The organism is Cytophagales bacterium (genome assembly GCA_033344775.1).
In the GTDB taxonomy this organism is placed as follows: domain Bacteria; phylum Bacteroidota; class Bacteroidia; order Cytophagales; family Cyclobacteriaceae; genus JAWPMT01.
The window spans coordinates 64,991-83,274 of record JAWPMT010000003.1; the positions used below are offsets into that span (position 1 = coordinate 64,991).

Genomic DNA, 18,284 nt, shown 5'->3' on the forward strand with positions numbered 1-18,284 from the left:
GAATGTTGTATGAAGATATTCCTTTGATAATCAGGTATTTTTAGTATTTTCCACTATTCAAAACCTAACTTTTACAAAACATGATCATTTACGGCTGGAATACAAGCAACCTGAAACAAGCGCAACTAGGAGAATCCTACGAATGTCCCGATTGTCATCATAGGAATTCCGTGCTGGCTGTTTTTGCCTCCTATGTCCATATTTTTTGGATACCACTTTTTCCTTACAAAAAACGAGCTCAGATCATTTGCATGAATTGTGATCGGGCAGACGAAGATAAGTATATGGAGTCCGAGATTAAGCAAAAGGTCCGACAATTAAAAAAGTCCGTGAAAACTCCCTGGTGGATGTTTTCGGGTGCAGGTATCGTAATCATTTTAATCACATTCTCAGTTGTTTCTGGTTTTTTAGATGGACAAGAACAAGCGGCTATGGCCTCGTCACCTGAGATAGGAGACGTTTATGTGATCCACGACCAGGAAGAAACTTCGGAATACAATCATTATTTGATGAAAGTGGTAAGCGTTGCCGAAGATAGCCTCTATGTCACGGTCACCTCTTATTCCTATAACGGGGTTGTCGATCGTCTGGACCCGAAGGATGGATTCTACAATCTCTCATTTGGCCTGCACAAAGATGAAATAGTCCGACAGGATAAGTCCGGAGAATTGAAGCAGATTTATCGAGGTTACTCTTCTATTGCCGGTTTTGATCGGGAAGTAGCATATGAGGTTCCTGAAGCCATAAAAGTCGAATGATTATGTGCCGATCAGATTGTGGACATCATTTCAATTTATATAAATAGGGGTTTCTGCCAGGGGACTCCTTTTTTAATTGGGGTAATCGCTCAAAAATACCACTGGACAACATTTTCTTCTGAAACCTGCTTCGATCCAGTTTCTCTTCCAATATGGCTTGATGCAACGCGTGCAGTTGTGGCATGGTGAAGGCATCAGGCAATAAATTATAAGTGACATGCTCGTGTTTGATGTCCTTCTTCAGGCGTTCTCTCGCCGAGGCTACTATATTTCCATGATCCAGCCACATATCGGGAAGCTCATCGAAACTGAACCATTCAGCTGCCTCGTCAAATTCTCCAGGAACCGGATGGGTAGTTTCAATATCTACAAGTGAATAGTAAGATAGTGTGATGAATCGCTGATTGATGAAATATTCTTTGTTCCAGGGCATGCCGAGCATGTCAAAGAACTCCTTAAAATCTTCTCCCAATTTTCGGTCTTCGGAACCAAACACTGATAGGAATTTTAAGTGGGCATGTTCCAGTCCGGTTCGTTGCCTGAGCGTCTCCAGGACAGCATCATCAACGGATTGATCTTTGCCGATGTAGCCACCGGGTAATACCCATTTGCTTCCCAATTTAAGTAACAGACATTTCAATTGATTTTTCTGGTACCCAATGATGACCAGATCAATAGAAAGGTGGGGAAGAAAGTAATTAGCTCCGTTCTGAATGATGTCCTTCACATCCATACCTACAAAAGTAATATATGTGGCTTTTTGTCACATTGCTGATAATAATTAAGTTTGTGGCAAAATGTCACAAATAGTTATCTCATGAAGCGCATTTTTAAAATTACCCTCATCATTCTGGTTGTTATTGTCCTTTTATTAGGCGGGACTGGTTTCTACATCTTCAATTTCTTCAATAAGACTTACCTCGATTTTGAGTCAGATTATTCGGATAAACCAACACTCGAACAATTGACGGTTGATGGTTACACCTTCCCGGACCGTAATGGGAATGGCACGTTGGATGTGTATGAAGATGACCGGAAGCCGATAGCTGAACGGGTAGCAGATGTGCTTTCTCAAATGACTATTGAAGAAAAACTGCACTTATTGAAAGGTTCCGGTCTTGCTTCGGCCATGGGGCAAGGTGATCCTGATGGCATCGCTGGGGCAGTGGGTACCATCGTTCCCACACCAAGATTGGGACTACCGACCATATTCTTATCAGACGGACCTGCTGGATTGCGCATTCAACCCACGCGAGAAGGAGATAAGGATACCTACTATTGCACCGCTTTTCCGATTGCTACTCTGCTGGCCTCTACCTGGAATGAAGACTTAGTTTATCAGGTAGGAGATGCCATGGGGACAGAAGCGATGGAATATGGTATTGACGTGATTTTAGGGCCTGGAGCAAACATTCACAGACACCCACTTTGTGGTAGAAATTTTGAGTATTATTCTGAAGATCCGCTACTAACGGGGTACATGGGCGCTGCCGTGATCAATGGCATTGAATCCAATGGCGTAGGTACTTCCGTGAAACACTATGTGGCCAACAATCAGGAGACAGACAGGAATTTTAATGATGCCATCCTTTCGGAAAGAGCCCTTCGAGAAATCTACCTGAAAGGTTTTGAGATCCTGGTAAAAGAAGCACAACCCTGGACGATCATGTCCTCTTATAACAAGGTAAATGGAACTTACACTTCTCAGAGTAGGTACTTGCTCACCGATATTTTGAGAGAGGACTGGGGATTTGAAGGTCTGGTCATGACGGACTGGTTTGGGGGGAGAAATGTAACGGAGCAGATCATGGCTGGCAATGACTTGTTGGAACCGGGTACGAAGAAACAGTGGGATGCTTTGATTGAGGCACAAGCGGACGGTTCTCTGACCATGGAGGCCATAGACACATCCGTGAGTAGAATTCTCGAGCTGATCCTTAATTCTCGTAAAATGGAGAATTATGCATTCAGTAATGATCCTGACTTAAAAGCACATGCCGAAGTAACCCGGCAATCTGCAGCCGAAGGGATGGTTTTGTTGAAAAACGAGGGAGCACTTCCATTGGCTCAAGGACAAAATGTGGCTCTGCTTGGCGTCACTTCCTATGAATTTATTGCCGGAGGTACAGGCTCCGGGGATGTCAATGAAGCCTATACAATATCCTTGGAAGAAGGCCTGGAAAATGCAGGGTTTAGCATCAATCAGCAGGCCAAAGTAGTATATCAGGCACATAGAGATGCGAATCCGAAAGGATTTGTAAAACCAGAAGGGATGGACGTGATCTTCTCACCCTACGATCCACCTGAGATTCGTTTTACTGAAGCACAGTTGAAAGAAATAGTCAATTCTTCCGATGTGGGAATTCTGACCATCGGTCGTAATTCAGGTGAGGGGGGAGATCGTGTGGAAAAGGATGATTTTCTGTTATCCGACCTGGAGCAAGAAATGATCACCATGATTTCGGAAGCATATCAATCAGCGAACAAGCAATTGGTTGTGGTGCTCAATATTGGTGGAGTGATAGAAACGGCTTCCTGGAATGGACAACCCGATGCCATTCTATTGGCCTGGCAAGGTGGACAAGAAGGAGGTAACTCCGTGGCGGATATCCTTTCGGGGAAAGTGAACCCCAGTGGTAAACTGCCAATGACCTTCCCGGTGAAGCTCTCCGATCATGCTTCGGATGCCAATTTCCCCAAAAGTGGAGAGCAGTGGAGTGCCGGGCAGATGTTCATGATGTTACTCGCTCCACCAGAAGAAAGGCCCGAGGCAGATTGGGTCCGAAACAAAGACTATACGCATTATGACGAAGGCGTTTACGTAGGGTATCGTCACTTTGATAAACAAGCAATGGAGGTGGCTTACCCATTTGGATATGGTCTGTCTTACACAAATTTCGAATACGGTGAGATGAGAACGGTACTTGAAAATGATACCATCACCATTTTTGTGACCATTCAAAATTCGGGAGAAGTTGCTGGAAAAGAGGTTGTACAGCTTTACAGTGAGAAACTTAACACGACCATTGATCGACCGGTTCAGGAATTGAAAGCATTTGCTAAAAGCAAAGCCCTGGCACCTGGAGAAACTCAGGAATTGCAATTCACCATTGCTCAGTCAGAGTTGAGTTACTGGGATGAGGAGAAGAAGGACTGGGTTGTAGAAGGTGGAGAATATGCCTTTAAACTGGGTGTTTCTAGCAGAGATATCCGAAAAGAGTTTGTGGTTGATCTAATCCTGTAGTCAACATTTTAATGAAACATTGATTTCCTTCCTCGAAATCATGAATAAGGAACATAGTTTTTTTAATGCTCAATCCCCGCTTCTTCAATCAGGAATAAGCCATAATTCCTGATGGTCTCGATGATCGGGACACAGGTCATGCCTTTTTCGGTCATGGAGTATTCTACTTTGGGCGGAACCACCGGATAGACTTTTCGGTTGATGAACCCCTCTTCTTCCAGCTCCCGCAATTGGGTGGTGAGCATCTTATCGGTAATGTGACTGATGTCTCTTTTGAGCTCACTGAATCGCATCACTTTATCCTTCAATCGCCAAAGGATCGGCATCTTCCAGGTACCCCCGATTCGGTCCATAGCAAACTCCACGGGGTTGTAATACAGTTTATTCTTATACATGAACTCCGGCATAACTATCTGATTTTCAATATACTTTCTATTTTGTAAGTATCTCTATTCTAGGTAAGTATAGGTCTAAAGATAGGGTATCATTTCATATTTGTCGTATGAATCATTCGGATATGAAATGAGCATAAACGCCAGCCATCTGAAATTATCTTAAGTTGAGGTGGTAGGAGTTTATTGCGAATTCCATCGCTACGGCGAACCGATGGCGATTGAAAGAAGACGATACATATGAAACATTTAATTACACTCATCATCTTAAGTGGTTTGGTTTTCATGGGATGTGAATCAAAGTCACAAAGTACAACCGCAAACGATCAAAAAATGGAAGCAGCAGTGAGGGAGACGCAGCAGTATGTGCATGCCCATGGTATGCCCTCAAAAGGTAAGATACTGATGGTCGTCAGTAGTCCTGCTATATCGAAGCAAACCGGGTGGCCCATTGGTTTTTGGGCGGCAGAATTGACACATCCTTTGCATGTGTTTCAGGAAGCAGGCTATGAGGTAGAATTGGCATCCACCGAAGGAGGAGCAGTGGTCATGGATGGTTATTCAGATCCTACAGATGCAAGCGGTTACTCAGCGCATGATGTGATCTCTTTAGGTTACATGCAGCAGGATTGGTTCAATAGCATGTTGAAGGATACAAAGCAGTACTCTGCCGTGAATACGACTGATTACGATGCGGTTTTTTTGGTAGGCGGTCAGGGTCCCATGTATACCTACCGCGGCAACAAGGGACTGGAAACTTTGTTCGCAGACTTCTATGAGTCTGGTAAACCAAGTGCTTCGGTATGTCATTCAACGACACTGTTATTGGAAGCAAAAGGGAGCAATGGAGAATTATTGGTGAAAGGTAAAACATGGACTGGCTTTGCCAATTCGGAGGAGGACTTTGCCGATCAGGCGGTCGGTCAGAAGATCCAGCCTTACAGAATTGAAGATGAAGCGCGCAAGATTGAGGGCACTAACTTCAAGGTAGCCGTGCCTTTTTCTTCTTATGCGATTGCAGATGGCAACCTGATCACCGGACAGCAGCAGAACTCCGGGGCAGCGGCGGCAAGATTGGTTGTGGAGCAATTGTCGAAGTGATTTTAGCTTAAGCTTATATAGCCCTAATAGGGAGAAATGTCCATTTCGACAGGCCTATCTGCCTATGAGGCAGGCTCAATGTGACATTTCTTTCTATTTAACTTGATCATGAAAACCACTCCTCTCTTCATCATAGCCTTGCTCATGTTATTAAGTAATGCAACCAGTCAAAGCCTGGAGCTCATGCCGGGGACCGAGCGCATTTTCGTGGACGCACAATGGTTCAGTACTTTTGATGAGGACCGAAAATGGTCTTTGTTCAGTCGATCACGAGCGACAACTGACTATGATGAAAATACTAACCTGTTTACCGGGGCTTACCTCAATTACACCTTAAAATCCGGCATAGGAGGAACGATCCTAGGACGGATTTCAAATGCAGGAGCCGGAAGTGATGTAGGGATCCATTTGTTTAAAGCCAATGGTACCTGGATGATCTACGCCCTTGCCTTCATTGGCCTTAGTGGTGACTTGAGCTATGGCTGGTTCTCCATCCTTAGATATACGCCGGCTATTAATGATAATTGGCTACTTTACACAAGCCTCGAACTCTTTTCGAATTTTGGAGAGAGTGGCCACGTTGCCAGTGTACAACGAATGAGGGTAGGACTGAGTCGTGGGGGCTACCAATTCGGATTTGGGCTGAATCTGTCGGGAATAGGGCAATCCTACAATCAAACAGACTCGAATCCAGGTGTATTTATAAGAAAACAGTTTTAGAGATGAATATAGCGATCATAGGTACGGGTAACGTTGGAGGAGCATTGGCCACGAAATGGTCTCAGGCTGGTCATCAGATCTTCCTGGGAGTGAACGACCAGCAAAACTTTAAAGGGAAACCATTGTTGGAAAATGCCAATACCTCCGTACAAGCCATTCCTGAAGCCGTGGCCCAATCAGAAGTCGTGTTGATTGCTACACCTGCCAAAGTGACGATTGAAGTTGCCTTATCATTAGGAAATACAACAGGTAAGGTGATCATTGACAGCATGAACATCGTCCGTGGCAATGGCCCTGATGGCTATCCTAATACGACGGATGCCATTATTGCTCACACGACTACTAACGACGTGGTTAAGTGCTTTAATACGACAGGCTTTAATAACATGCAAAATACGGAGTATGATGGTCAAGTGATCGATGCGTTTTTAGCGGGATATAGTTCAAAAGCAAAAGAGATTGCTTCACAACTCGCCATGGATGCTGGCTTTGGAGCTTGTTATGATATCGGAGGCAATGACAAATTCGAACTGATGGAACAGTTTGCTTTTTTCTGGATTAACCTGGCCATGTTTCAGGGACAGGGTCGCGAGATCGGTTTCAAGTTATTGAAGAGATAACGCTACTCCTGGAAGAGACACTTCTTGGCCAATGCCGTAAGTTCGTCTTCAGATAAATTATAATCATTGGGATCTGGAAACATGATGGCCAATTCCTGAGCCATGCAATTGCAGTAGTTGACTGCTGCATGTTCACCCATACTTTCCTCTCCAGTATCAATACAGTCGTAAAGAAAACTCTCTTGATCCTCACTGGACCAGATCTGACTACCCAAACATTCAGTTGCCAGCGGCATGATCTCTTCCTGTGTCATTAGGTCAGCTTCCGAAGCGGTTTCATAGATATCCATGAGTTTGAATAACATACAATAACAGTACTGGCGCGCGCTATTCGCTCCCAGGGTTTCCTCTGTCTCACCGACGCAGACCTTGATGAAGTTCTCCTTTTCTTCCAGCTCCCATTCTTGCTTTTCCTGTGCTACGATATTCAAACTTTCAATACAAGCTTCTGCCATCGGGAGCGCTTCGGCTTCGGTCATACTATTCGACGCTTCAGGTGTGTCATAAATATCCATGACCTTGTATAGCATACAGTAACAATAGTCTCTGGATTGATTTTCACCCATGATTCCTTCCGCTTCTCCCATACAGCCGTCGATGAAATCTTGCCGATCGGTTGAGGTCCAGTTTTGAGCGGTTAGTCTTTGTGAAAGACCCATGCAGGAAATCAATATCACGAAAAGTAGTAGAGTGTGTCGCATCCTTTATTCTCTAAAATTCGCTCTGTAACAAGCACATATCTGCAAGTAAAGATATTTCGTCCTCATTCAGGTTATAGTCGTTAGGATCATGGAATAGGAAGGCTAGTTTGTAAACCATACAATTACAATAATTCAATGCTTTTTCCTCACCCATGCCTCCTTTTGTTGCGCTTCAAATGCAGTTCTCAAGAAATTGCGATTGCGTTTCTTCAGGCCATTCAGGACTTCCCATGCACTCTACGGCCAAAGGCCTGGCGTCATCATGTGTCATCTGATCAGCGCTACTAGCGGTTGGATATTTGTTCTCCACTTCGAACAGCATGCAGTGACAATATTGACGAGACTTATTGGTTCCAAGCCCTTTTTCCGCCTTCGCCACACATTCCCTGATAAAATTTTCCCTTTCCTCAAGAGTCCATTTGGTTCGAGGGGCTTCTTCGATATCTAAACTTGTAAAATCGTCTTCATCAGAAGGGGAGCACTCGGCTTCTTCGGCGATCTCCTCAGGTTCATCCATACAACCATCAATGAATTCTTGCTGGTCAGATGATGCCCAGTTTTGGGCGGATGAGCTCAACGTGAAAATTAAAAAACTCAGGAATAGAATAAGTTGGCGGAAGGATGGATACATATTGGTTGGTGTTACTAATTCGGAAGATAGTGAAGTTTTTCGAACTAAAGATCCGATCAATCGATGTACTTAAAGGTCGATTCCCCGGTGAAACTTACTGATTCCAGCTTCATATGAATCTTGGTCTCGCTCTTCAGCTGCATTTGTTCTTTCAGGCGGACCACCCCATTGATGATGTCCTGATCAGACCAATTCTCTTCACTGATCAACAATGTAATGAAATAGTCACCTGCTATTAAATCTAAGTGAGCGATGTTTGCAGCATCTTCACCAAAAAAATCATCCTGATCTAATTGCTGCAAAAAGTCGTTGATTACGGCTTCGGGAATTTCCGCATCATGATAAAGCTTATTTCCCTGGTACTCCACTAATTCACCTTCGTAATAAATCTCATCTGCAGCCAGCAAAACCATGATGCCAAGGCTAAGGATTAATCCCAACAGTGAAATTCCTGCCACTGCCCATCCGGATCTTTTTTGAGCGCCAGTTTCCAATTCACGGTTGATGGCTGCAGTCATGAAATTTCGGAAAAATAGATAGATCAACAGACCATAACCCGCCGTGAAAAAGAAACTTGGGATATTATCTATAGTTTCTTCAGGCAAGGCAAAAATTGCATAAAATAGTGTGATGGAAAACAACAACGTGAATGCCAATGAAATGATGGCCTCCCGGTCTTTTTCAAGTGCTCTATAATTCATGAAGATCAGGATGCCAGCAGGAAGAGGTCCTGCTATTACAGCGGCGATGGTTGTTTGTTTTTCAGTAAATAATTTCTTCATCTTGATCTGTGGTTGTTTCGACCCACCGATAATAGGAAAAATTGAGGGAAATCCATGAACTTATTGGTGTTATTTGCCTGCTCGTTTTTTCACTTCCGTATCTATGAATGCCGGTAAATAGTTAGGGGTACACCCCCTGGCAATGACTTCATCTTTGAATAATCCTGTCTTAATTCCTATGGCAATACAGCGTTTTCGATTTGTTGAATCATAAACACCAATCCAACCTGCAGTGAAATTCATCGCCCATTGTACAATAGGGTCTTCTGTGGGCATGTTGACTTCAATCGCATCTAAAAGTTCTTGTGTATTATTCGGAGGTGCTTGTCCGGTCCACCGAAGGCGTGCCTGATAATACCAAAAGGTGCGTCGCTGTAAGGCGGAGGGACTTTTATCCCAGGAATTGATCAATAATGTAGCCTGCTTGTCTTTCATCAGTTGATTGGCCATTAGCCATTCCATTAATCCATTTTGTTCTTCCTGGGTATGCACTTGCATTTCAAGAACCAATTGATCGATCAATTGTTGTTTCAGCAATTTCTTGTCCATGATCAATACCGCTAGTTTTCTGGCAATCAAGTGTGCTGTCGACCACAATTCCATCGCAAGCTCATGGTCTTTTTTGATCTCTTTAGCCAGTTTCTTGATGTCTCCGAGTTTTGTGGCATCGTGGATTCGATGGTAAACTTCTTGGGCTCCAGGGGAAAGATTCATGAGAATTCAATGGTTAAGACTAACAGCTACAGTATTTGAATTACTGATAATTAAAGATATTCGTTTCAATCATGGGATGCAATACGGCCCGCACCAGTTCCGGTGTTGTTCACGCTCAAATATGCCAACTAAACGAGTTGTGACTTAAAGTATCTGGGATCGTTTTAATTTTACAGGACTAACCTAATTGACAATGCATAAACTGCTGCCTTTCCTACTCTGCCTGCTGATTTTTAGTTGTGCTGGTAATCGAACTGTTTCTTTCAACTCCGTGCGACCTGCTGATATTGATGTACCTGCCGATATTAAGTCGATTGTCATGGTGGACCGAACCAAGTTTGATGTAGGTGGACTCAATATTCTGGAGGGAGTGCTGACTGGTGAATTGCCTGATGAGGATAAAGCGGCGGTGCAATCTTTAATGAATGCTTTAAGACATCAATTAAGGACCTCAGATCGATTTGAGGTGAAGCTTTCAACGGAACGCTTAAAAGGTAACAGCCTGACAGCCGCGTTTCCCAAACCATTGTCCTGGCCGGAAGTAGAGCGATTGTGCGCCCGCTATGGGACCGATGCCCTGCTTGCGGTAGAGTTGTTTGATACAGATTTTATTGTGACGGAAACCTCTAAGATGGTGACCAGAACGGTTGAAAAAAGAGAAGTACAGGTCGAAGAGTTTTATGCCGAAGGTGTCGATAATATCAAGATCGGTATTCGATTGTACAATCCTAAAACACGATCAGTGGAAGATCAGGAATTATTTAATCGGACTGGAACATGGAATGCTTCTGCAGATAGCAAAGCAGAGGCTTTGGCGGCTTTAATTACCAAGACCCAGGCAACTCAAAATTTGAGCGGCGCACTCGGAGCAAGTTATGCGGGGCGAATTGCGCCCATGAACATCTTTGTGAACCGCACTTTTAGAGGTAAACACAAGCACTCGGAGGCGGTAGCCAAAGGCGCCAGGTACTCAGAAGTAGACAATTGGGAGGCCGCGATCAATGCCTGGAAGACAGGCCTTCAGCGTCCAAAAAGTCAGAAGGTTGCTGGATTTCTGGCCTACAACATCGCCGTAGGATATGAAGCCCTCGGAGACTTGAATGAGGCCAAGTACTGGGCGGGAAAAGCGTATACCGATTTTGGATATAGAAGAGGTCGGTCGTATGTCAATCAGTTGCTGAACCGCATGAGAAACGAAGAAATCGCCAGTCAGCAATTGGGTGGATTCTGAATGCTGTTAAGAGACTAGTCGTCCCAGACCGAAGGTCGGTCCAGCAATCCGTATAGCGTACAATCGCCGCATAATTCGTGTGCGAGGAAAAGTTGATCTCCAGTATCATTGAACCCAACAATTCTTTCACTTCCCCCACAATTCGGATCATTGACGAAAGCATCGATGATGCCGTAATCGAATCGGGTTACGATATTTCTGATCGTGTCACCCGTTCTGGGGTTAATGATTTCTTCTACCTCCGTGAATCGGACCTGCCATGGCTGAACGCCAATATAGGTACACCCCATGCCCAGGTCTTGCCCATCTTCCAGGGGTAGACAGATCCACTCCTCGGTACGGATGCCGTCATCCAGAAATTCGTGATAACTAAAGATTCTTTTCGTTTTAGCGACACCTGCTACCTCGAAATATCCAAGAACCGGCGTTAGAGGATCACTGACATCAGCAATATTGCCATTAATGCTACCCAATTGGCGATCAGATAAACTTCCGGCACCTTCATTACTTTCCTGCAAATAGCGATAAAACTCATGGGCGTTGTTGGAAATCGTATATTGACTTACCTCAATGATGTAGCTGTAGGCCAATTCTCGTGCGGATTCATTGATGAAGCGAATTGGAAATTCAAGAATACTATTCTCCGAAAGTCCTCGGGTAGTTCCTACGATGGTGGTAGTGGATTCGCCCTTTCGGTAACACGTACCCAGGGGTTTCTCTCGTTCAAAAATCCTAAAGTTCGCTCCTGTACCTGACCAGTCGTATTGTGAGCCATGCGGTACGGGTGTTTCGAAACTCTCACGATAAGTGTACCGGAAATTCTTGGGTTCACCATCAGTCGAACGCGCATCCAGAAAGACCTGCACACCCGTCTGATCTGTGTCATTGTCATCGGTAGGTATGGTGATGTACCGACCGTAAATGCTATCGATAGGTACTGGTTCGGGCATCAGCTCGGGTGTTGATCGATATTCCGTTCCATCCACCAGGGTTACTTCCAGTACATACGTCCTGCCAGGTATTCCCGTGAAACTAGAATCGGTGGTGTATAGTCCTGGAGACCGTTCTGGTAGTTGTGTTCTGATGCCAGTATCATCAATGAAAGCTACGCTGGCGCCTTCTGCAGGATCAGTGCGAGAGGTATCTATCTCGAATGTGTAGCTGAGGTTGACGAAATGAGCCCTGGTTTCGTTAGTCAACGAAGCATCAATGACCAATGAGCGTTTAAGTCCGATGGATTCAAAATCAAAAGGGGTAATGCAGCTGCCAAATGCAGCTAAAACTAGTAGTATAAGCAGTGACCTGCGTTGCGTTATCATAGGTCGATTTTGAACAGAACAACCGGAATCGAGAGACCCCTATATCAATCTGTAATCTACGACCATTTCAGCTTATTTCTCCTGAGGTTATTGCCTTTTTAATCGGACCAAATAGGTGGTACAGTGCTAGTTTCGTTTGAAGCAAAGTTGATTTTTCGAAGATGCCTTTTCGTCAAAATAATATCCTCCGAGATCAAAGCCTTTTAAATCTTCAATGTCCGAGATTCGATGCTGAATGATGTACCTCGACATCAGCCCTCTGGCTTTCTTGGCATAAAATGAAATGATCTTGTAATCCTCTCCTTTGAGGTCTTTGAATTCCACATCGATCACACGAGCATTCAACGCCTTTTGATCGACGGATTTGAAATATTCCTGAGAGGCAAGGTTGACCAAAATATCATCTCCCTGTTCTTTCAGGTCGTTATTGATCAGTTCTGCTATCTGATGTGCCCAGAAATCATAAAGCGTCCTGTAATCATCAAAGGCGAGTTTTGTTCCCATTTCCAGCCGGTAGGGCTGGATGAGGTCCAATGGACGAAGCAGTCCATACAAACCGGATAGGATGCGGAAATGCTCTTGTGCAAAGTCCACGTCCCCTTGTTCGAAGGTGCTGGCATCCAGACCCTGATAAACATCTCCCTGAAAGGCAAACAAGCTGGGTTTTGCATTGCCCAGGTCATGGTTTGATTCGAAGGTGTGATAGCGTTCCACATTCAATTGCGCGAGTTTGTCGCTGATGGACATGAGGTTGCCAATCTCTTCAGGTTCTTTCTTTCGAAGTACCTCAATCAGGTCAGAAGACCGCTCCAATTTTCTGGGAGTTGTGAACCTTCCGGTATAAGGAGTTTCGAAATCAAGGCTTTTGGCCGGGGACACCACTGCAATCATCTCTGTGAAATTTTGAGCTGCAAATTAAAACGCAAATGGTTAACCTAACTAATTGACGATAAGTTGCGCTTATTCAATTTTTTCCGGATGAAATGAAAGCTCATTGTGAATTAGAACAATTATATGCAAAGGAGTAGCCCCTCGTGAGCCCCGCATGGCGCAGGGCTCACGCAAGGATTTGTGTGATGGGGCGCTTCAATAGCGATTTTAAAGCAACTATTGAAAGTGTTTGAGGACTTCAAGGGCAATCACATTATTGGCATCCAATTCCAGTGCCTTTTGATAGACTACATGAGCTTCTTCGATCCGGTTGGCATGTGTCAATGCTTCGCCGAGGCTTTCAAATGCATTGGTTTGTTCGGGAAAATCCTGAGCGTTTCGCTGTAGCAGGACTACTGCGTCAGCCGCTTTGTTCTCCTGTACGAGCATGTATCCGACCATATTGAGGGCGCGGTGCCCCACATTCATCGTGTCTTGCATGGCCTGATATTGTTCGATTGCCTGGGTGGTGCCTCCCTGGTTGTAGGCTTGATAAATGTGGTGTTGCGGGCTGCGAGGATTACGCAGCCAGTTGCTGAAATTTCCCGCCTTTATTTGTTTGCCCAATAAACTGAACTCTACCGTGACCTCATCTGACAGGGAGGCAATGCCTTCTTTGACCTGATCCCAACGCTTGCCCATGACATGGTAGGCCTTGCGATTGAGGGAATAGCTGCCTTCGAAGATTACCTGGAGGTCGTCTCGATTGTCCTTTAATACACCGAGAGGCTTCTTCATTTTAAGTTCGATGGATTGGGTGACATCTTTGATGGTGAGGTCGCCGGTTACAATCAAATGATTGCCTTCGGAATTTGCGGCTGTACTGGTGAATTGGATGGTTGGAAATACTTCCGCATCGAACCATCCGGGTGATTGGAGGTCTTTATCACGCCAATCATTGTTGGTATCGATGGATGCGACTTTCAAAACGAAACTAACGGACGTTTTGCTGAGGTCGTTTTCATCATATCTGATGGCTGCATTGAAATCCGAGAAACTTCCACGTACCTTGGCATACCCCATGTAAGTGATGGAGAAATTGACATAAGAGTGACTTCTGTCGAGTTGGAAGATTTCTTCCATCAGGCCGGATTGCGCAAAACCGGATGAAGCTGATAAAAGCGTCGCTAAAATGAATAATTTGAGTCTTGACATTTGTTGAGTTTTAGATTCAAATTACACCTCAGCACCTAAGGAATTCGACAATTCTTATAAGATTTTCCTTCTTTTTTAGTTCAATCCACGAAAACCAGCTTTGCTGAAACCTTGATTTCATCCCCGATCAACTGGTCCATGGCTCCAAAATCCAGGTTGAATTCACTTCGGAGAATCAAGACTTCTGCTGTAAGAATAAGAGAAGTGTCAAGATGCTCGATTTGGTACGGAATCACTACCTCGCGCTCTTCTGACTTGATTCTCAATCGTCCGTTGATTTGATTTTCGGAAGTAGAAAGAAGGATGCTATTGCTGCTAAATGTCATCGTCGGAAAACGTTTAGCATCCAGATAGACAGGTCCTTTCAGTGTTTCATCCCGTGTGGATTCTTCCGTATAGATACTTGCGACCTGGATCGTTCCTTCAATTTGCGAGATGTAGTCATTTTCCATAGTGAGGGATGCGTCAAATGCGCCAAAGTTTCCCTCGACGGTAAGGAAACCCATGTGCGTTATCATGAATGAAAGCTCCGAACGCTCGTTATTCAGGACAAGCGTTCGGTTTTGCATACCTGGGTTCACCCAGAAAAGCAGGATCATTATATTACTCAGCAAGGGCCAGGATAATCAAAGTGATTTTTACCTCATCTCCGATAAGACTGGTACCATTGGGCAGTTTCCGGTCAAAACTTACACCATAGTCCTGTCGGTTGATAGAAATGGAGGCTTCTGCTGCAATAGATTGCTTTCTGGTGGGTAGGTCTGGCAATGGCCCGTTTATCGTAAACGGAAGGGCTACTTCACGCGTTGTGCCGTGGATCGTCAGGTCACCAATGAGTAGGCTTTGTCCTTCTTCTACGGAAGTGCTTTTACTTTGGAAAGTGATCTCAGGATAAGTGGCTGCATCCAGAAAAGCAGGACTCTTCACGGCCTCTTCACCACCAGAATTGTTGGCATCATAGCTATTGACTTTTATGATCGCTTCGGCAGCGGTTTTGTTTAAGTCGTTGGCGTCATAAGTGATGCTTCCTGAGACATCTTTGAACCTCCCAACAACATCCACTACACCGAATCGTTGGATTCGAATCTGGACCGAACTGTGACCTGGGTCAATAACATAGTTTTGAGCGGTGGCTATGCTGCACAGTAGCATGAAAGCTGCCAGACTAAAAAGTGATCTTGTTTTCATTTTTCGATTTTGATCTTGGTAAAGCCCAAGCTTATTTGGAAAAATGGCCCGTGTCGACAATCCCTGTAAGATTTTCCCTGTTTTTGAACCCTGTCAGGGTTTCTTAACGCCGGATATAACCCTGTTAAGGTTAGGTCAAACTACCCCTGTAGGAGGAAGGCGTCATCCCCTGGTGCTTTTTGAAGGCATTGTTAAAGGAAGTTTTGTTGTTGAATCCGACTTCATGTGCAATTTGAAGTAAGGTCTTATCTGGTTCTTCAGCGATCTTTTTCTTGGCTTCTGTTACTCGATATTGATTGATGAAATCAAAGAAATTCTTTTGCAGGTTTTCGTTGATTACCTGAGACAAATGATTGGGAGACATTTCCAGTTGTTTAGCTACATCTGTGAGTCGAAGCTCGCGGTTGATGTAGAGTGATTGAGACTCCACAGCCTCGACTACTTTCTGTATGTACGCTTTTGAAGCATTGGGAGACAAGCTTGATTTTTCATAGCGAACTGGTTTCAATTCTTCGGCATAATCGAAAAAAAGCTGTGGAAATTTGATCGCCTGATACATGAGACAATAGATCGCTAGGGACAATGGCACCACATAGAAATAATCCGCGTGCCGACGATAGATTCCGGTGATAAACTGAAAACCGATGAACGTGCCTACGGCCGATACAATGATGATGGTAAACAAGAAAAACATCCGTTGCCAGAGGTAACCTTTCTGCAGCAAATTGGAGTATTCTTTTTGCAATTCTATCTGGCATTGATGCAGGTTGCGGTAGGCTAGCAGGGCATAGATAATCAGATGTATGAATTGCCCAAAAGCCACGGTGCCATATACATACTGCCAAAACGTTATCGGTTCCCGGTTCATGTGATCAAAAACCGTCAATAAACCATAATCTACGGATCTCCAGGTATGTAAATCATGGGTCAAAAAGGGTAATATCACCACAAAAACCAGAAAAGGAACAAAGTGCAAAAATGCTTTTCGGTTGAAGTTCCAGGAAAGTGGGCAGCTCGCTTTGGAGTAGCAATAGAGCAAAGGGCCCAACAGTAACCAGGAACCATATCGAGTACCAAAAAACAATCCCGATGGTATTTCCCATCGGTTTCGAATGGCCAGAAATTCTGTTTGATACCAGGCTAGCGCAAAAACAATCGCGATAAGGAGGAAGGCTGCTAACTTGTTTTGCGCTTTTATTGTGCTGAAAGAAAAAGCCAGAAAGAGGGCTTGCCCTATGGTAAATAATCCAAGTATGGAGGCGACATCCAAATGCATGCAATAAACCTAAAGAAGTTCCGGCTGGTTTCCCTGAAAAATGTGATGAGTGAACGGATCAATGATTATCTTTCACCATCAAAGCAATTGCGATGCAATACATTACTATTGAATCACCTGCGAAAAAAACTGTAGTTTGGAGTAGAGGAGTTAGATTATTCCTTGGATTATTTCTTGTGATTTATGGTTTTACTTATTTCACAAGGGGGGAAGATCCGGCGAGCTTATTATATTATAGTTTAGGTGTCATGGCACTTGTGGGAGGAACACTGACCCTTTTCTACTATGTAAAAGGGCCCTATCTTCGGGTAAATAGCAACGAATTGAAATTCAAACTCAGTTTGCGAGATTCGGAGCACACCATTTCCTGGTTAAGTTTGCAGTCCATCAGGTTCGAAAAACGCAATGTCTACTTTGAGGTGATTGATAAGGGCGAGTGGCCTGTTCATTTCAACTGTTCCAAGGATAACTTCGATGCCATTAAAAGGGCTTTACGACATCAAGCTAACGAATACAGAATTGAAGTGAAGGAGCAGGAATACATAAATGCTTCTTCTTGACATAAGCACAATTCCTTGCTGACAATAATATCGCGATGACAGAATACCTTTTACCCTTCATTCCCTAAAAGGAAGGTCGAAAATTTTATGGGTCGCCCTTTAGGGGCGGGACGGTCCGCCGCGCGGTAAATTCAAATGATTTTCTAATCTGTTAGCGTAGAATTAATTTGAAATTTAATAGGGTTGCCTATTTTCGCTGCTTATGGCATTGAAAGTAATCGGCGCAGGTGGCCCCAGAACAGGAACAGCTTCCTTAAAAGTAGCTTTAGAAACTTTAGGTTTTGGTAAGTGCTACCATATGGAGTGGGTATTCAACAATACCCATCAGGTAAAACTTTGGCAAGAACTTTACGAAACAGGGACGACCAATTTCGATGAGTTGTTCGATGGCTTTCAAAGTACCGTGGACTTTCCGGGTCATTTGAATTACAAAATATTCATGGAGCAGTATCCCGATGCCAAAGTGATCCTTTCAGAGCGAGATCCTGATCTTTGGTATGAAAGTTCGCTTCGCACCGTATATTCCGTCACTCCGAAAACGTTTTGGGAAAAGCTGGGAATGCTCGGTAAGATGATCCGATCCAAGCGTTTTCGCGAATTAGCAGGAGCCTTCCGATTAGTCGAGAAATACATTTGGAAAGGATTCTACGGCAATCAGTTCAGCAACAAAGAAAAAGCCATAGCACTGTATAAGAAGCATAACGAAGAGGTGAAAGCGCATGTGCCCGCAGATAAATTATTGATCTTCAGACCCGAGGATGGATGGGAGCCACTTTGTAAGTTCTTAGAAGTCCCTGTGCCGGAGATCCCTTATCCGCGAAAGAATCAACGAAAAGATTTTCAAGAGCAGCTCTCCAAAATGATCAATACCGGAGAGAAGCTGGAGTTGAAGTAAAAAACATTTCGTCATTCCCACGGTCATAGCAATTTCTTTGTGATAGCATCATACTAAACTGACCTGC

20 protein-coding genes are annotated in these 18,284 nt (G+C 44.2%); 8 read left to right on the forward strand and 12 right to left on the reverse strand.

What is annotated here, in order from left to right:
• The first annotated feature begins 80 nt into the window (after positions 1 to 80).
• Positions 81 to 758 (forward strand): hypothetical protein, encoded by a 678-nt coding sequence (locus R8G66_08745; GenBank protein ID MDW3192440.1) that lies wholly within the window; start codon positions 81 to 83, stop codon positions 756 to 758.
• Positions 759 to 783: 25 nt separating this feature from the next.
• Here the strand turns inward: R8G66_08745 and R8G66_08750 are convergent, their stop codons facing one another.
• Positions 784 to 1,491, reverse strand: a complete 708-nt coding sequence (locus R8G66_08750) for an NUDIX domain-containing protein (GenBank protein MDW3192441.1) — start codon at positions 1,489 to 1,491, stop codon at positions 784 to 786.
• A gap of 84 nt (positions 1,492 to 1,575) precedes the next feature.
• On the opposite strand from R8G66_08750, the gene R8G66_08755 reads away from it, so the two are divergent.
• A complete protein-coding gene (locus R8G66_08755; GenBank protein ID MDW3192442.1) occupies positions 1,576 to 4,002 on the forward strand; it encodes a glycoside hydrolase family 3 C-terminal domain-containing protein in 2,427 nt (808 codons plus the stop codon).
• Between the two features lie 62 nt (positions 4,003 to 4,064).
• Here R8G66_08755 and R8G66_08760 read toward each other — a convergent pair whose 3' ends face one another.
• Complete coding sequence (locus R8G66_08760) at positions 4,065 to 4,409, reverse strand: helix-turn-helix domain-containing protein (protein ID MDW3192443.1); 345 nt, start codon at positions 4,407 to 4,409, stop codon at positions 4,065 to 4,067.
• Positions 4,410 to 4,634: 225 nt separating this feature from the next.
• Between R8G66_08760 and R8G66_08765 the strand changes: the two genes are divergently transcribed.
• From R8G66_08765 to R8G66_08775, 3 genes are all read left to right on the forward strand, one after another.
• Positions 4,635 to 5,495 (forward strand): type 1 glutamine amidotransferase domain-containing protein, encoded by an 861-nt coding sequence (locus R8G66_08765; protein ID MDW3192444.1) that lies wholly within the window; start codon positions 4,635 to 4,637, stop codon positions 5,493 to 5,495.
• Positions 5,496 to 5,603: 108 nt separating this feature from the next.
• Complete coding sequence (locus tag R8G66_08770; GenBank protein ID MDW3192445.1) at positions 5,604 to 6,215, forward strand: hypothetical protein; 612 nt, start codon at positions 5,604 to 5,606, stop codon at positions 6,213 to 6,215.
• Between the two features lie 2 nt (positions 6,216 to 6,217).
• Positions 6,218 to 6,835 carry an NAD(P)-binding domain-containing protein gene (locus R8G66_08775; GenBank protein MDW3192446.1) on the forward strand — a complete coding sequence of 206 codons (618 nt, stop codon included), beginning with the start codon at positions 6,218 to 6,220 and terminating at the stop codon, positions 6,833 to 6,835.
• 2 nt (positions 6,836 to 6,837) lie between these two features.
• Here the strand turns inward: R8G66_08775 and R8G66_08780 are convergent, their stop codons facing one another.
• The 4 genes from R8G66_08780 to R8G66_08795 form a co-directional block, all read right to left on the reverse strand.
• Entirely contained in the window at positions 6,838 to 7,536 is a 699-nt protein-coding gene (locus R8G66_08780; protein MDW3192447.1) for a hypothetical protein, read from the reverse strand.
• A 172-nt stretch (positions 7,537 to 7,708) separates the two neighbouring features.
• Positions 7,709 to 8,113, reverse strand: coding sequence for a hypothetical protein (locus tag R8G66_08785; protein ID MDW3192448.1), 405 nt, complete (start codon positions 8,111 to 8,113; stop codon positions 7,709 to 7,711).
• Positions 8,114 to 8,223: 110 nt separating this feature from the next.
• Positions 8,224 to 8,949 carry a hypothetical protein gene (locus R8G66_08790; GenBank protein MDW3192449.1) on the reverse strand — a complete coding sequence of 242 codons (726 nt, stop codon included), beginning with the start codon at positions 8,947 to 8,949 and terminating at the stop codon, positions 8,224 to 8,226.
• Between the two features lie 69 nt (positions 8,950 to 9,018).
• Entirely contained in the window at positions 9,019 to 9,663 is a 645-nt protein-coding gene (locus R8G66_08795) for a DNA alkylation repair protein (GenBank protein MDW3192450.1), read from the reverse strand.
• A gap of 193 nt (positions 9,664 to 9,856) precedes the next feature.
• Here R8G66_08795 and R8G66_08800 point away from each other — a divergent pair, with 193 nt between their 5' ends.
• Complete coding sequence (locus R8G66_08800; GenBank protein MDW3192451.1) at positions 9,857 to 10,894, forward strand: DUF6340 family protein; 1,038 nt, start codon at positions 9,857 to 9,859, stop codon at positions 10,892 to 10,894.
• Between the two features lie 14 nt (positions 10,895 to 10,908).
• On the opposite strand, the gene R8G66_08805 is transcribed toward R8G66_08800, so the two are convergent.
• From R8G66_08805 to R8G66_08830, 6 genes are all read right to left on the reverse strand, one after another.
• A complete protein-coding gene (locus R8G66_08805; protein ID MDW3192452.1) occupies positions 10,909 to 12,213 on the reverse strand; it encodes a DUF4249 domain-containing protein in 1,305 nt (434 codons plus the stop codon).
• Positions 12,214 to 12,339: 126 nt separating this feature from the next.
• The gene (gene yaaA / locus R8G66_08810) at positions 12,340 to 13,104 is read right to left on the reverse strand and encodes a peroxide stress protein YaaA (protein ID MDW3192453.1); all 765 of its coding nucleotides are present in this window, start codon (positions 13,102 to 13,104) and stop codon (positions 12,340 to 12,342) included.
• 216 nt (positions 13,105 to 13,320) lie between these two features.
• Positions 13,321 to 14,298, reverse strand: coding sequence for a YceI family protein (locus R8G66_08815; protein ID MDW3192454.1), 978 nt, complete (start codon positions 14,296 to 14,298; stop codon positions 13,321 to 13,323).
• A gap of 80 nt (positions 14,299 to 14,378) precedes the next feature.
• On the reverse strand, positions 14,379 to 14,912 hold the full coding sequence (locus tag R8G66_08820; GenBank protein MDW3192455.1) for a YceI family protein: 534 nt from the start codon (positions 14,910 to 14,912) through the stop codon (positions 14,379 to 14,381).
• Entirely contained in the window at positions 14,902 to 15,486 is a 585-nt protein-coding gene (locus R8G66_08825) for a YceI family protein (GenBank protein MDW3192456.1), read from the reverse strand. Before R8G66_08825 ends, R8G66_08820 begins: the two co-directional genes overlap by 11 nt.
• A 130-nt stretch (positions 15,487 to 15,616) precedes the next feature.
• Positions 15,617 to 16,762 (reverse strand): helix-turn-helix domain-containing protein, encoded by a 1,146-nt coding sequence (locus tag R8G66_08830; GenBank protein MDW3192457.1) that lies wholly within the window; start codon positions 16,760 to 16,762, stop codon positions 15,617 to 15,619.
• A 92-nt stretch (positions 16,763 to 16,854) separates the two neighbouring features.
• On the opposite strand from R8G66_08830, the gene R8G66_08835 reads away from it, so the two are divergent.
• Both R8G66_08835 and R8G66_08840 read left to right on the forward strand, forming a co-directional pair.
• Positions 16,855 to 17,322: a hypothetical protein gene (locus R8G66_08835; GenBank protein MDW3192458.1), complete on the forward strand. Its 468-nt coding sequence runs from the start codon at positions 16,855 to 16,857 to the stop codon at positions 17,320 to 17,322.
• A 202-nt stretch (positions 17,323 to 17,524) separates the two neighbouring features.
• On the forward strand, positions 17,525 to 18,217 hold the full coding sequence (locus R8G66_08840) for a sulfotransferase (protein MDW3192459.1): 693 nt from the start codon (positions 17,525 to 17,527) through the stop codon (positions 18,215 to 18,217).
• Positions 18,218 to 18,284: the final 67 nt, after the last annotated feature.

Coding starts and splice junctions, on each gene's coding strand:
- R8G66_08790 (MDW3192449.1), bottom strand. CDS start 8,949: ATGAAGAAATTATTTACTGAAAAACAAACAACCATCGCCGCTGTAATA.
- R8G66_08765 (MDW3192444.1), top strand. CDS start 4,635: ATGAAACATTTAATTACACTCATCATCTTAAGTGGTTTGGTTTTCATG.
- yaaA (MDW3192453.1), bottom strand. CDS start 13,104: ATGATTGCAGTGGTGTCCCCGGCCAAAAGCCTTGATTTCGAAACTCCT.
- R8G66_08800 (MDW3192451.1), top strand. CDS start 9,857: ATGCATAAACTGCTGCCTTTCCTACTCTGCCTGCTGATTTTTAGTTGT.
- R8G66_08835 (MDW3192458.1), top strand. CDS start 16,855: ATGCAATACATTACTATTGAATCACCTGCGAAAAAAACTGTAGTTTGG.
- R8G66_08750 (MDW3192441.1), bottom strand. CDS start 1,491: ATGGATGTGAAGGACATCATTCAGAACGGAGCTAATTACTTTCTTCCC.
- R8G66_08780 (MDW3192447.1), bottom strand. CDS start 7,536: ATGCGACACACTCTACTACTTTTCGTGATATTGATTTCCTGCATGGGT.
- R8G66_08770 (MDW3192445.1), top strand. CDS start 5,604: ATGAAAACCACTCCTCTCTTCATCATAGCCTTGCTCATGTTATTAAGT.
- R8G66_08840 (MDW3192459.1), top strand. CDS start 17,525: ATGGCATTGAAAGTAATCGGCGCAGGTGGCCCCAGAACAGGAACAGCT.
- R8G66_08815 (MDW3192454.1), bottom strand. CDS start 14,298: ATGTCAAGACTCAAATTATTCATTTTAGCGACGCTTTTATCAGCTTCA.
- R8G66_08760 (MDW3192443.1), bottom strand. CDS start 4,409: ATGCCGGAGTTCATGTATAAGAATAAACTGTATTACAACCCCGTGGAG.
- R8G66_08745 (MDW3192440.1), top strand. CDS start 81: ATGATCATTTACGGCTGGAATACAAGCAACCTGAAACAAGCGCAACTA.
- R8G66_08830 (MDW3192457.1), bottom strand. CDS start 16,762: ATGCATTTGGATGTCGCCTCCATACTTGGATTATTTACCATAGGGCAA.
- R8G66_08775 (MDW3192446.1), top strand. CDS start 6,218: ATGAATATAGCGATCATAGGTACGGGTAACGTTGGAGGAGCATTGGCC.
- R8G66_08795 (MDW3192450.1), bottom strand. CDS start 9,663: ATGAATCTTTCCCCTGGAGCCCAAGAAGTTTACCATCGAATCCACGAT.
- R8G66_08755 (MDW3192442.1), top strand. CDS start 1,576: ATGAAGCGCATTTTTAAAATTACCCTCATCATTCTGGTTGTTATTGTC.
- R8G66_08805 (MDW3192452.1), bottom strand. CDS start 12,213: ATGATAACGCAACGCAGGTCACTGCTTATACTACTAGTTTTAGCTGCA.
- R8G66_08825 (MDW3192456.1), bottom strand. CDS start 15,486: ATGAAAACAAGATCACTTTTTAGTCTGGCAGCTTTCATGCTACTGTGC.